This is a genomic window from Fibrella arboris, from assembly GCF_041321095.1.
GTDB lineage: Bacteria > Bacteroidota > Bacteroidia > Cytophagales > Spirosomataceae > Fibrella > Fibrella arboris.
Window position 1 is genome coordinate 40,991 of the sequence record NZ_JBGGWE010000005.1, and the last position, 13,049, is coordinate 54,039.

At 55.8% G+C, this 13,049-nt stretch carries 9 protein-coding genes; 4 read left to right on the forward strand and 5 right to left on the reverse strand.

Annotated elements, in window-relative coordinates; all coding sequences use genetic code 11:
• Nucleotides 1-15 precede the first annotated feature (15 nt).
• Nucleotides 16-972 (reverse strand): UTP--glucose-1-phosphate uridylyltransferase, encoded by a 957-nt coding sequence (locus ACAW75_RS10010; RefSeq protein WP_370728571.1) that lies wholly within the window; start codon nt 970-972, stop codon nt 16-18.
• A 252-nt stretch (nt 973-1,224) separates the two neighbouring features.
• Here ACAW75_RS10010 and ACAW75_RS10015 point away from each other — a divergent pair, with 252 nt between their 5' ends.
• Together ACAW75_RS10015 and ACAW75_RS10020 are read left to right on the forward strand one after the other, a co-directional pair.
• Nucleotides 1,225-1,971, forward strand: a complete 747-nt coding sequence (locus ACAW75_RS10015) for a helix-turn-helix domain-containing protein (RefSeq protein ID WP_370728572.1) — start codon at nt 1,225-1,227, stop codon at nt 1,969-1,971.
• 30 nt (nt 1,972-2,001) lie between these two features.
• Nucleotides 2,002-3,168 carry an FAD-dependent oxidoreductase gene (locus tag ACAW75_RS10020; RefSeq protein ID WP_370728573.1) on the forward strand — a complete coding sequence of 389 codons (1,167 nt, stop codon included), beginning with the start codon at nt 2,002-2,004 and terminating at the stop codon, nt 3,166-3,168.
• A gap of 65 nt (nt 3,169-3,233) precedes the next feature.
• Here the strand turns inward: ACAW75_RS10020 and ACAW75_RS10025 are convergent, their stop codons facing one another.
• The 3 genes from ACAW75_RS10025 to ACAW75_RS10035 are packed head-to-tail and all read right to left on the reverse strand — an operon-like array spanning nt 3,234 to nt 7,201.
• A complete protein-coding gene (locus ACAW75_RS10025) occupies nt 3,234-5,375 on the reverse strand; it encodes a xanthine dehydrogenase family protein molybdopterin-binding subunit (RefSeq protein WP_370728574.1) in 2,142 nt (713 codons plus the stop codon).
• Between the two features lie 5 nt (nt 5,376-5,380).
• On the reverse strand, nt 5,381-6,388 hold the full coding sequence (locus ACAW75_RS10030) for an FAD binding domain-containing protein (RefSeq protein ID WP_370728575.1): 1,008 nt from the start codon (nt 6,386-6,388) through the stop codon (nt 5,381-5,383).
• 15 nt (nt 6,389-6,403) lie between these two features.
• Nucleotides 6,404-7,201 (reverse strand): 2Fe-2S iron-sulfur cluster-binding protein, encoded by a 798-nt coding sequence (locus ACAW75_RS10035; protein WP_370728576.1) that lies wholly within the window; start codon nt 7,199-7,201, stop codon nt 6,404-6,406.
• 299 nt (nt 7,202-7,500) lie between these two features.
• On the opposite strand from ACAW75_RS10035, the gene ACAW75_RS10040 reads away from it, so the two are divergent.
• Nucleotides 7,501-8,508, forward strand: coding sequence for an SDR family oxidoreductase (locus tag ACAW75_RS10040; RefSeq protein WP_370728577.1), 1,008 nt, complete (start codon nt 7,501-7,503; stop codon nt 8,506-8,508).
• Nucleotides 8,509-8,620: 112 nt separating this feature from the next.
• On the opposite strand, the gene ACAW75_RS10045 is transcribed toward ACAW75_RS10040, so the two are convergent.
• Entirely contained in the window at nt 8,621-9,364 is a 744-nt protein-coding gene (locus ACAW75_RS10045; protein ID WP_370728578.1) for an NUDIX hydrolase, read from the reverse strand.
• Nucleotides 9,365-9,570: 206 nt separating this feature from the next.
• Between ACAW75_RS10045 and ACAW75_RS10050 the strand changes: the two genes are divergently transcribed.
• On the forward strand, nt 9,571-13,020 hold the full coding sequence (locus tag ACAW75_RS10050) for a ThuA domain-containing protein (RefSeq protein WP_370728579.1): 3,450 nt from the start codon (nt 9,571-9,573) through the stop codon (nt 13,018-13,020).
• Nucleotides 13,021-13,049: the final 29 nt, after the last annotated feature.

A 13,049-nucleotide genomic window follows, 5' to 3' on the forward strand; every position in this document is an offset into this window, starting at 1 on the left:
ACAACCCCCGCTCATTTACACCAGTTGTGCTTTGCGGGCGTTCGCTTCAGCCAATAGCTCCACCATCGACGTCAGCGTTTCGTCGTGGGCTTCACCAGCCAGCCCCAGCGCCATTTGTGCCCGCAACAGGCCCGTCCGGCCGCTGAGGTCGTAGCGGTTGCCTTTCATTTCGAGCGCCAGGTACGTTTCCGTATCGGCCAGTTCCTGCAACGATGGAGTGAGCGGCGTGTTGCCGCTGCCCTGCGCAATATGTTTCTCGAGAATAGAAAACACGGTTGGGGTCAACACGTGCATCCCAAAGAAGCAGAGGTAATACCCTACCCGCAACCCTGGCGTTTGCAGTTCCAGTTCGGCCGTGCTGAGTGATGGTTTCTCGATGAGTTTCTCGATCTGGTATACCCCGTTTTTGTTTGGTACGTGCTTGCCCGTCACCGTACCATACTTGCCAATCTGGTGTTCGATGGTGGGGTTGACAGCCGATACCGAGCAGTCCTGCTCAACCGCCAGTTCAATCAGTTGCGCCGCGCACCGCTTTCCGATTAAGTTCGACACGTACAGGTAATCGCCGAGCAACAGCAGAAACGGTTCGTTGTTGACGAAAGCCTTGGCGCAGTGCACCGCGTGGCCGTAGCCCAGTGGCTCGGGCTGTTCCACAAACTGCGTCCGGCTGATGAGAAGATCGATCTTTTCAGCTTCCTGACGCGCCCAGTCAACGCTTTTGAATGATTTGACCAGGTTATCACGCAGGGAAGTGAAGGCGCTTACGTAGCGTTCACCGTCACCGGGGGCACATACCACGCAAATTTCGTCGATGCCGCTTTGAAAGGCCTCTTCGGCGATAGCCTGCAGAACGGGCTTATGAAGGCCATCGGTATCGATAACCGGCAGCATGGCTTTCTGGATGGTATCGGCAACAGGGTATAAACGTTCGCCACGGGCAGCAGCAGTGATCACTGCTTTTCTTATTTTCATTTGTCTAACTGTGTCAATGACTGGGCGCTGGTCTGTTGGCCAGGTAAATGGCTAGCCAGCGCGCAGCACTTCCTGGATTTTGGTACAATGATAAATCATGGACAGAGCTAATCGGCACCAGTTTATAACTAAAGTGCTTTATTCACGAAAAGTCATTAGGTTCCGGCCTCACCGTCTCCAGATCCAGGTACGTTCGGCGAAAGGGGACGTTGAGCACTAATGCCTCTTCACCAGTACGTATGGCCTGTTGCTATGGAGGATATTGCTTATACGATCGTCAGGCCCGACCCGGCGCTTTCTGACTTCATAGAAAGTTTCTGGATGCTCGCCAACCAGTCGGACGATGAAAAGCCGGTCATTGTTTTGCCCGATGGCCGCATCGATCTTTCGTTCGATTGGCAACGTCCGCAACACCTGATTCTACAGGGCCTCGACAGTAGGCCTAAACAAGGGAGGCTGGCAGCCGGGGCAGCGCTGTTTGTCATCAGTTTCCGGCCGCTGGGCATTGATTACCTGCTGGGAAGCCAGTCCGTTGTGTTAGCGGATGTCGTCTACCAGTTGCCTGCCGATTATTTGGGGGTTTCGTTCAGCGAGGTTGGCGATTTCGAGCAGTTCTGTACCGTGTTCTCGGCCATCCTGAGCGCCAGGCTGAAGAAACCAATCGACTTACGGAAAAAGCAGCTTTTCGATTCGCTTTATGCCTCCGACGGTGCTATACGCATTACAGAGCTAGCCGAAAAAATTGGCTGGAGCCGGCGGCAGATCAACCGTTATTTCAATGATCACTTCGGCCTATCGCTGAAAACCTACTGCGATATTCTGCGATTCAGGGCCTCATTTCAGGACCTGAAAGCGGGTCGGTTATTTCCTGAGCAGGACTTTGCTGATCAATCGCACTTTATCAGGGAGGTGAAAAAATACGCGGGTGTTGTACCCAAAGAACTGGCAAAAAACAAAAACGACCGTTTTATCCAATTGTCCACCCTGCCGCCCACCTAGTTTTGCCCAGCCTATCAACGAATCACAACCATGCTGGTGACCAACAAACAAATAGCTATTGTGGGAGGTGGCCCCGGTGGTCTTACCCTGGCCAGACTGCTCCAACAAAGGGGCGCTTCGGTGAATGTCTACGAGCGTGATGCCGCCAAAGACGCCCGTGTGCAGGGAGCGACCATTGACCTACACGAAGAATCGGCCCTGGAAGCGCTCCGCCAGGCTGGCTTACTGGACGAATTCTATAAAAACTACCGGCCCGGTGCGGGCAAACTGCGGGTGGTCGATAAAGACACCCGTGTTTATCTGGACGACCATGACTCGGGCGAGTATACGGAAGACCGCCCTGAGATCGACCGGGGGCCGTTGAGAGATCTGCTGGTGGCTTCGTTGCGCCCAGACACGGTCATCTGGAACAGTCACTTCATCGGCATGACGGCCGTGGCGGGGGGCTGGGAATTGCAGTTTAAAAACGGAGTTACAGCCCAGGCCGCTATCGTCATTGCGGCAGATGGCGCCCGGTCAAAAATTCGCCCGTACCTCACCCCGATTCAGCCCATCTATTCCGGCATTACGATCATTGAAGGTAATGTGTACCAGGCTGAACAGCGGGCGCCTGCTCTGTACGAATTGGTAAAAGGAGGAAAAATATTTGCGCTGAGCGACGAAAAAACGCTGATCCTGAGTGCAAAAGGCGACGGAAGCCTGTCATTCTACACGGGGTGCAAGGTGGCGGAGGATTGGACACGGCGCAGTGGCATTAACTTCGATGATCGCGCGCAGGTACAGGAGTGGTTTCAGCGAGAATTTGGTGCGTGGAACCCTGTCTGGCAGGAACTGGTCGATAGCCATGACGCGTGGTTTATTGCCCGACCGCAATATCACTTTCCACCGGACCAGCGCTGGACGACACTTACTAACCTGACGATGATCGGTGATGCCGCCCACCGCATGCCGCCCTATGCGGGCGAGGGCGTGAATATGGCGATGCTGGACGCGCTGGACCTGGCCCAATGCCTGACCGGTGACTTTCCTGACGTGGCATCAGCAATGGCCACCTTCGAAACACGGATGCTGACCCGGGCAGCCGACGTGACCAATGTCACGCTGAGGCAGACCGAAGCCCTACACGCCCCCGACGGGCTGGACCGGTTGCTTACTCTGTTTGACAGTTTCAGCACCGAGCAGGGATTACCTGTGTAAATCCAGTTAAACGCTGGTTTTCGCTAGCGCAAACCGGGCCGGCGAAAACCAGTGTTCAACACCATTTACAGCAGCTTATCCGGTGTGATGGGCAGGTCGCGGACACGTTTGCCGGTGGCGTTGAAAACCGCGTTGGCGACGGCAGCGGCTACGCCCACGATGCCCACCTCGCCAATGCCTTTCATACCCATTTTATTGGCCTTCTGGTCATCTTCCCGGATGAAGATAGCATCCAGTTCGCCAATGTCGAGATTAGCCGGTACGTGGTAATCGGCGAAGGAACGGGTGACGAAATTGCCCCAGCGCGGATCGACGACCGACTCTTCCGTCAGGGCCATGCCAATGCCCCAGACAGTACCGCCAATGATCTGCGACCGGGCTGTTTTCGGGTTCAGAATAGTGCCCGCACCCGTCACGGCCAGAAACCGATTTACCCGCACCATTCCCGTCAGCGCGTTCACGGCTACTTCGGCAAAATTGGCGTTAAAACTATGCGCCGAATAGTCCTCAGCGCTTGCCAATGGTTTCACATCGGCCCGGGTTTTGTATTCGGTCAGCTTTTCAGCGAGCATCATCTGGTATGCTGTGGGTCGAGCAAAGAATTGTTTACCCGAGCGCGTTACCAACTCGTCGGTTATTTTTTCGCAGGCATCATGTACGGCGTTGGCGTAGCTGGTAGCGCCAACCGAGCCGACAGAACCGGCGGCTGGGGGCAGATCAGAATCACCCAGGATCACTTTTACGTGCTGGATCGGCAGGTCGAGCGCATCGGCGGCTGTTTGTGTCAGAATGGTATACGTGCCCGTACCGAGGTCAGCCGCAGCCAGTTCGATAGTGGCCGTTACATCGTTACCCGTCCGTTTGAGCTTGACAATGGCCGAGGTTGGTTGCTGATGAGCCGGGTACGTGCCAGCCGCTACCCCATAGCCAATAAGGTAATTGCCCTGCTGGTTTTGTCGGGGCTCAGGCTTTCGTTTGGCCCAGCCAAACGCTTCGGCTCCCGCCCGCAGGCATTCGACCGTTTTCCGCGACGACCAGGGTTTACCAGTTGACGGATCGCGTTCGGGTTCATTCTTAATCCGAAACTCGATGGGGTCCATCTTCAGTTTATACGCCATTTCATCCATCGCCGACTCAAGCGCGAAGCTCCCGGTCGACTTGCCGGGGCCGCGCGTATAGGTCGGCATGATCAGGTTCATTGGCGCGACCCGATACGTGATCAGCGAATTAGGTACGTCGTACATGATCTTCGAGCAATCGCCGCAGGGTTCAACAAATTCGTTGTTGATCGCCGCATGCGTGATGATCTCGTGCGACAGGGCGGTCAGCTTCCCATCCTCCGTGGCGGCGAGGCCAACCGTTTGGAGATTGTGCTGCCTCATGCCCACAGAATTGACCATTTGCTGCCGGGTGAGGGCCAGCTTTACCGGGCGATTCACCTGTTTGGCCGCCACGGCGGTCAGCACGAGGTTGGCCCATTGCCCGCCCTTCGAGCCAAAGCCGCCCCCGATAAAGGGCGACACGATACGTACCTGATCCGGTTTGATATGCAGGGTATTGGCCGCTGCTTTCTGCGCTCCGTTCACGATTTGCGAACTGTTGTAGAGCGTAACATGATCACCGTTCCATTCCGCAATGGTCGCGTGGGGTTCCAGCGGGTGGTGGTGTTCAATAGGCGTGCTATAGACTTCTTCTACTTTGAAGGCCGCCGCACTGAGTGTCGTTTTGGCATCCCCGCGTTTGGCATCGGCTTTTTCTTTGTCTTTAGGTAACGTGGCGGTAGAAGCCAGCCTGGCAAAATCGACCTTCGGTTCTCGCTGATCATACTCCACCCGAATCAGCCGCGACGCATGGCGGGCCTGTTCAAACGTTTCGGCGACAACGACACCAATGTGCTGTCCGTAAAATTCGACGTCAGGGCTCTGTAACAACGCTCCTCCGCGAAGCCCGCCGTTCACGTTTAGCTTCGGCGCATTCTTGTGGGTGATGACGGCCAGCACGCCGGGCGCTTTCTCGGCTGCGTCTGTATCGATCGATCGGATGGTGCCGGCGGCAATGGTGCTTTTGAACAGAACGCCATAAGCCAGATTATTAACCTGAAAATCAGTGGAGTAGGTTGCTTTGCCAGTCACCTTGGCCAGCCCGTCGATACGACTGACGGGGGTACCCAGTTGTTTGTTTTTATCCTGCATGGCTTTCGTGGGCATGACAATCACGCTTTACCTCCGTTCATGGCCGTTTGCAACGCCAGCACAATGCTCCGGCTGCCCAAGGCCACCTTAAATGTATTGTGTTCCAGGGGCCTGGCAGCGGCCATCTCGGCGTCGGCCGCGCGCTTGAAATTCTCTGGAGTAGCTTCTTTGCCAATCAGAAACTGTTCGGCGTTCAGCGCCCGCCACGGCTTGTGCGCTACGCCGCCCATGGCAATGCGGGCCTGAATGATTCTGGTCCCTTCGGTTTCCAGCGCCGCCGCCACCGATACCAGAGCAAAGGCGTAGGAAGCCCGGTCGCGTACTTTCAGGTAGTATGATTTGTCGGCCAGCTTACTTTTTGGCAACTCAATGGCCGTGATCAGTTCGCCGGGTTGAAGATGGGTGTCCTGCTCGGGTTTGTCGCCGGGTAAGCGGTGGAAGTCGGCAAACGGAATGGTTCGTTCCTGCCCGCCAGTGGCCCGCACCATCACCACGGCATCCAGCGCTGCCAGCGCCACAGCCATGTCGGATGGGTACACGGCCACGCATTTTTCTGACCAGCCGAAAATGGCATGCAACCGGTTGATGCCCTCCAGCGCACCGCAGCCAGAGCCGGGATCCCGTTTGTTGCAGGGCATCGCTACTTCGTAAAAGTAGGGGCAGCGGGTACGTTGCAACAGGTTACCGCCGTTGGTTGCCATGTTCCGAATCTGACCCGATGCCCCCGCCAGAATCGCCTGGGTCAGCAACGGATAATGCTGGCGGATCAGCGGGTGATTGGCGGCATCCGTGTTTTTCCCCAATCCACCAATCGACACCCCGCCCTGGTTAGCACCGGTAGCTATGGCCTTTATCTCAGTCAGGCGTAACCCGGAAATGTCGATCAGGTCGCTGGGGCGTTCCACATCTTCCTTCATCAGATCGAGCAGGTTGGTGCCGCCAGCGAGGAATTTCGCGGTTTGCTTACCGGCCAGCAGTTTCAGGGCCGAGGCCGGGTCGGTGGCCCGGTGGTAGATGAACGGTCTCATAAGGTTGGTTTCGCGTTAGGCCGAAAAGCGGAACGTTTGCTCGACGGGTTTGCCGGTATGCACTTCCTGAATGGCAGCTACAATGTTTGGGTAGGCCCCGCAGCGACAGAGATTACCCGACATCCGTTCCCGAATCTCTTCCGACGACAGCGCAACCGGAGCCGTCTTTTGGCGGACATCGTCGGTTACGTAACTCGCGTCGCCCCGCTTCGCCTCCTCGAGCATGGCTACTGCCGAACAGATCTGACCCGGCGTGCAAAAGCCGCACTGAAAGCCATCGTGTTTCAGAAAAGCAGTCTGCATGGGGTGGAGACGAGCCGTTTGCCCGGCACTACCGCTGGCCAGCCCTTCAATGGTTTGCACAGCTTTTCCTTCGCAACTGGCGGCCAGCGTCAGGCAGGAGAGCACTCGATGCCCGTCTACGATGACGGTACAGGCGCCGCACTGGCCGTGGTCACAGCCTTTTTTGGAGCCGGTCAGTTCCAGCCGTTCCCGCAGCGTATCCAGGAGCGTCATGCGAGAGTCGACCAAGAGTTTCCGGGCAGCCCCATTCACCTTAAACGATACGCTGACGCCGTTTTCGACGGAGGCCAGTTCGACGGGTACAGGTACGTTGCCAGGGCGCGCCATCAGTTGCTCGGCGACTGCCGATTGAGTAGCCAGGATACCGCCACCCGCCAGCGTCATTAGCTTCAGAAAGTGCCGCCGATTTACCCCTGTGTCGAGAATCTCGTTCAGGTCTTCCGGCATCAGATCCTCGAACAGCTTTTTCTCGTCGTCGGATAGGTCAGGTGTTTCGTTTTCGTCGATCATACCGCTTAGACAATATCGTTTTTCAGGAGATTGAGCCTGCCAACATGTAAACGCGCTGGCCCAACAGTTGTTAATTAATTCGATGGGTAGCTAACCAGATCGGTCTGGCAAGATCTGCCGGATCAGCGCCTGGTCTGTCGCCGACGAACCGGGGCGCCATTCGCATATGCCTTCCGGGCAACTAACACAACCAGGCAAAACAGGCCAACATTATGAAGGCGATTTAGTTATCATACAAATCAGGTAGATAATATAGAATAATCTATAATTCTACCCTAACTCAACGACAGTATACAACCATGAACATGGAAAATCAACTCAGCCGACGCCAGGTGATTGGCGGTCTGGGTGGTGGCCTGGCCACCGTAATGGCAACGCCCGTCTTGGCAACCGCGTCGCCGGAAACGTCATCGATACCGGCTCCGGCCCCGCTTGTCGATCCAACCACCAAATACCCTAAGCCGCCGTTTAAGGAGCAGCCACAACCTTGGCCGGGACTAGCCAGCAAGATGGACCCGAAACCCGACCACGGCGAAACCAGCTATAAAGGCTCGGGAAGGCTACAGGGACGTAAAGCGCTGATTACGGGCGGCGACTCGGGCATGGGGCGTGCGGCGGCTATTGCCTACGCCCGCGAAGGCGCCGACGTGGCCATCAATTATCTGCCCGCCGAAGAACCCGATGCCAAAGAGGTCATTGCGCTGATCAAGGCGGCGGGGCGCAAAGCCATTGCCATCCCCGGCGACATACGCGACGAAGCTTTCTGCAAGCGGCTGGTCGATGAGGCCGTGAAGGGGCTGGGGGGGCTGGATATTCTGGTCAGTAATGCCGGTCGGCAACAACAGCGCGAATCGATCCTGGATCTTTCATCGGAAGATTTTGATGCCACGATGAAGACCAACATCTACGCCCCTTTCTGGATCATCAAAGCGGCGCTGCCGCACATGCCAGCGGGTTCGGCCATTATTGGCACCACGTCTGAGCAGGCCTATGATCCCTCGCCTAACCTCTACGACTACGCCCAGACAAAAGCCGCCACAATGAATTACGTGAAGTCGCTGGCCAAGCAGCTCGGCCCCAAGGGCATTCGGGTAAACGGCGTAGCGCCTGGTCCGATCTGGACACCGCTGCAACCCAGCGGCGGAGCGACGCAGGAAAAAGTAAAAACATTTGGCGGCGATACGCCCCTTGGTCGGCCCGGTCAACCTGCCGAACTGGCCTCTATATACGTACAGCTTGCTGCCAGTGACGCCAGTTTTGCCACCGGTCAGATTTACGGCTCTTCGGGCGGGAAAGGCCAGCCTTAGCCCTGCGTTTGCCCTGGTTTCCGCCAGATCGCGGAGACCGGGGCAATTCACTAATGTTGCTTCCAGGTACGTCGCCAGTCCGTTTACAACGGCCGGAACAACTTTTTCATGATCAGGCCGGTACCAGCGCCGACCGCTGCCAACGATACAGGAAGGGTGCTTTATTGGCGGCTCCCGTAAATTTCTTTTCCAGGCGTTCAAGCACGTTTAGGTCCAGCATTTTCTTCTGGAAATTGTTACGGGCAAACGGTTTCTCAAAAATGGCTTCGTAAAGCTCCTGCAACTCCTTCATCGTGAACGTTTCGGGCAGCAGGTTAAACGCGATCAGGTGCTGGTCGAGCTGAAGCCGCAGGGTGTCGAGCGCCTGCGCTACCATCTGGGTATGGTCCATAATGAGCGAGGGGAGCTGATGGATCGGGTACCACTCGATGTACTCGTCGATGGCGCTCGCTTGCGGAACGACCTTGTTGATATCGACCAGGGCGTAATAACCGACTGACACAAACCGTCGCGTGATCCACTCCAGTTCTTTCCGATTGATTCCCTTCTCGATCAGCCTGTTTTCGTTGAGCAGCACCAGTCGGTCCATGATCTGCCGGTTACTCCGCTCAGCGGCACCAAACGTCCGGAACTGATCCAGGTATACGTCTTTTATCCCTGTACGCTCCTCCAGAATCCGCCGGGCGGCTTCATCGATCCCTTCTTCCTGCCGGATATACCCGCTTGGCAACGCCCAGAAGTCGCCCCGAAAGTCGAGCTTCGGTATCAATACCTTTAGTTGTTTCTGTTGATAGCCAAAGATGACACAGTCGATAGAAAGCTGCTGAATGTACTGTTCTTCCAGTTGAGAATGCATGATTGTGGCGTGGGAATGGGCACCAATAGCCTGTAAACATAAAGAAAAGTGGCAAACTGCCCCCTACAAGCGACACTCGGGCGGCCAACAGCGTGCGAGCTTGGCACTACAAAACTATTTAATTGAACAAAATTTATTGTCTAAAATTGAGACAATATTATAATTCGGCTTTACTTTGCTTGAAAGAGTAAAAAATCCGAATCAAAATGCGCGCAAAGTCCTTTACTGCCAGTCTACTGGCCTTAGGCATCTGGCTGCTGGTACAGGCAGCCGTGGCTCAGGCTCCCAAACGCAGTGTGCTTGTCTTCAGCAAGACAGCCGCCTTCCGACACCAGTCTATCGATGCAGGCAAGAAAGCCCTGGCAAAAATGGCTACCGAGAAGGGGTTCCAGGTCAGTTTCACCGAAGATGCTGCCCAGTTTTCCGAATCAAATCTGAAGCAATTCAACACGGTCTTATTCCTGAATACCACAGGCGATATCCTGAACAACGGGCAGCAGGCAGCCTTTGAGCGCTACATTCAGGCCGGTGGCGGGTACGTTGGTATCCACGCCGCTACGGACACTGAATATGAGTGGCCCTGGTATGGCAAGCTGGCGGGTGCCTACTTCCTGGATCACCCCATGCCCAATAATGTGCAGAAAGGTAAATACATCGTGGCCATGAAGAACAACTGGGCGACGAAAGGGATGCCCGACGAGTTTGAGCGGTCGGATGAATTCTACAGCTTCAAGGATATATCACCCAAAATCAACGTGCTGCTCACCATCGACGAGAAGAGTTATGTGGGCGGCAAAAACCCGGACTATCACCCCATGAGCTGGTATCAGGAGTTCGACGGAGGCCGGTCTTTCTACACGGCCATGGGCCACACTGACGAGTCGTTCTCGGAACCCCTATTCCTGAATCATCTCTGGGCGGGCATCAACTACACCAGCGGCGGCGACACGCCCAGGCCATTGGATTACACGAAGGCCCGGCCCGAAGAAAACCGGTTTACCAAAGTGGTGCTTCACGAAAAACTGGACGAGCCAATGGAACTGAGCGTACTGGGCGACGGACGGGTTATGTTCATCCAGCGGAAGGGTGAAGTGCTGCTATACAACAGCAAAACGAAAGAGCTGAAAACCATTGCGAAGCTACCCGTCAGCACCAAATACGTCAGCAAAGAGGGGAAAGAGTCGATGGGAGAAGACGGGTTGATGGGCCTGAACAAAGACCCGAACTTTGCCCAGAATCACTGGGTCTACCTTTATTATTCCGATCCGAAGGAGTCTAAAAACGTCTTGTCGCGTTTCGAGCTAAAAGGCGATGAACTGGTCATGGCGTCAGAGAAAAAGATGCTCGACATACCCACGCAGCGCGAAGAGTGCTGCCACACGGGTGGCTCCATCGCCTGGGACCGGCAGGGAAACCTGTACCTGTCGACGGGCGATAACACGAACCCCCACGGCTCAAATGGGTTTAGCCCGAGCGATGAGCGCGACGGGCGCAGCGCCTGGGACGCCCAGAAATCGTCGGCTAACACGAATGACCTGCGTGGAAAGATCATCCGTATCAAACCCCAGCCCGACGGTACGTACACTATTCCGGACGGAAACCTGTTTCCCAAAGGCACGGAAAGAACCCGGCCGGAGATCTACACAATGGGGCACCGCAACCCGTTTCGCATCTCAGTCGACCCAAAAACGGGCTACGTTTACTGGGGCGAAGTGGGCCCTGACGCTGCCAAGCCAGGTGCCGACCGGGGACCGGCCGGCCATGACGAAGTAGGTCAGGCGCGCAAAGCCGGCAACTTCGGCTGGCCGCATTTTGTGGGTGACAACAAAGCCTACAACAAATACGATTTCGCGGCCGGAAAATCGGGTGCCCAATGGGACGCCAGTGCACCGACCAACACCTCGCCCAACAACACAGGTTTGCAGGTGCTTCCCCCGGCCCAGAAAGCCTTTATCTGGTACCCATACGATGCGTCGCCGGAGTTTCCACTTGTTGGTTCGGGTGGTCGGAATGCCATGGCCGGTCCGGTATTTCACGCCGATGCGTTTCCGAATGCGCCCCACGCCTTCCCGAACTATTACGATGGCAAGCTGATCACCTATGACTGGATGCGCGGCTGGGTTATGGCCGTCACGATGAACAAGGAAGGCGATCTGCAGTCGATGGAGCGGTTCATGCCCAGCTATAAATTCAGCAATCCGATGGATATGGAGTTTGCCGACAATGGCGATCTCTACATGCTGGAGTACGGTTCAGGCTGGTTCACGGCCAACGACGACGCCCGGCTTATTCGCATTGAATACAACGGTGGCAACCGCAATCCGCAGCTTATGGCCGCCGCCAGCAAAATGGGAGGATCGGCCCCGCTTGCCCTGAACCTCAGCGCCAAAGGCACAACAGATGCCGACGGCGATGCCCTGACCTATTCCTGGAAAGTAGCATCGAAAAATGGCTTTACTAAAGTAGTTAACGCACCTGATGCCAACCTGACCCTGGCCAAACAAGGCGTATACAAGGCTACGCTGACCGTAAGCGACGGTAAAGGCGGTATCGCCTCGCAGTCGATGGACATAACGGTGGGCAACGAAGCACCCGTTCTGAGCCTGGACATGCCCGGTGGCAACAAGTCATTTTTTACGCCTAATAAGCCGTTCAGTTACGATGTAAAGGTGCGCGACAAAGAAGATGGCACGCTTGGTAAAGGCATTGACCCGGAACGGGTAGCGGTCAACATCGACTACCTGGCCGAGGGTTTCGACAAAGTGGCCATTGCCCAGGGGCACCGGTCGGCCGATGCGGCCGCCCTGTATGCCAGCGGTAAAAAGCTGATCGAAGCCAGCGATTGTAAGGGGTGCCACAGCATCACGAAGAAATCGATCGGTCCTGCCTACATAGATGTTGCCAAAAAGTATAAAGGCGACAACTCAGCCGTTGAGCGACTAACGAAGAAAGTCATTGCCGGTGGTAGCGGCGTCTGGGGCGAAACGCCCATGTCGGCGCACCCGCAGCTGTCGGCTGCCGAAGCGGCTGATATGGTCAAGTACGTGCTCAACGTAGCCAGCGATGCCGCCACGGCCAATGTATTACCCGTTAAGGGCAGCTATTCGGCCAAGATTCCAGCTGGTGATAAAGGGAAGGGCGTCTATATTCTGCGGGCTTCCTACGAAGACAAAGGCGCCAAAGGCCTGCCATCACTCCGGTCTGAGCAGACCTACGTACTGCGCAACGCCAAAGTCGATGCACACGGATTCGATCAGTACGACAACGTCAATAAAATGGCGTTTGGTGGCAATAACCTGGCAATTCCCGGTAAATCGGGGGCCTACATGGGTCTAAAAGAGGCTGACCTGAGCGGCGTGACGGCCATTCGTGTGATGGCGATGGCCCCCAAACCTCAACTGAACGCCAAGGGCGGCAAGATTGAGTTGCGGCTGGATAGTCCAACCGGAAAACTGATCGGCGAATCGGCCATGCTGGAGCCCACGGATAAGCTGGATTTTACCCCGTCGACGTTGATGGTACCCGTTAAACTGCCCGTTCCCTTCGATAATAAACCGCACGATCTGTACCTGGTCTTCGTGAACCCGAACGAGCCCTCGGGCAGCCTGATGGTCGTGATGGGTACCGAAGTGGTGCTGAGCAGTGTGGAGCAGTAAAAGTTTCTCTTTTCTCTTATGTCTAACCT

Coding starts and splice junctions, on each gene's coding strand:
- ACAW75_RS10010 (WP_370728571.1), bottom strand. CDS start 972: ATGAAAATAAGAAAAGCAGTGATCACTGCTGCTGCCCGTGGCGAACGT.
- ACAW75_RS10015 (WP_370728572.1), top strand. CDS start 1,225: ATGGAGGATATTGCTTATACGATCGTCAGGCCCGACCCGGCGCTTTCT.
- ACAW75_RS10020 (WP_370728573.1), top strand. CDS start 2,002: ATGCTGGTGACCAACAAACAAATAGCTATTGTGGGAGGTGGCCCCGGT.
- ACAW75_RS10025 (WP_370728574.1), bottom strand. CDS start 5,375: ATGCCCACGAAAGCCATGCAGGATAAAAACAAACAACTGGGTACCCCC.
- ACAW75_RS10030 (WP_370728575.1), bottom strand. CDS start 6,388: ATGAGACCGTTCATCTACCACCGGGCCACCGACCCGGCCTCGGCCCTG.
- ACAW75_RS10035 (WP_370728576.1), bottom strand. CDS start 7,201: ATGATCGACGAAAACGAAACACCTGACCTATCCGACGACGAGAAAAAG.
- ACAW75_RS10040 (WP_370728577.1), top strand. CDS start 7,501: ATGAACATGGAAAATCAACTCAGCCGACGCCAGGTGATTGGCGGTCTG.
- ACAW75_RS10045 (WP_370728578.1), bottom strand. CDS start 9,364: ATGCATTCTCAACTGGAAGAACAGTACATTCAGCAGCTTTCTATCGAC.
- ACAW75_RS10050 (WP_370728579.1), top strand. CDS start 9,571: ATGCGCGCAAAGTCCTTTACTGCCAGTCTACTGGCCTTAGGCATCTGG.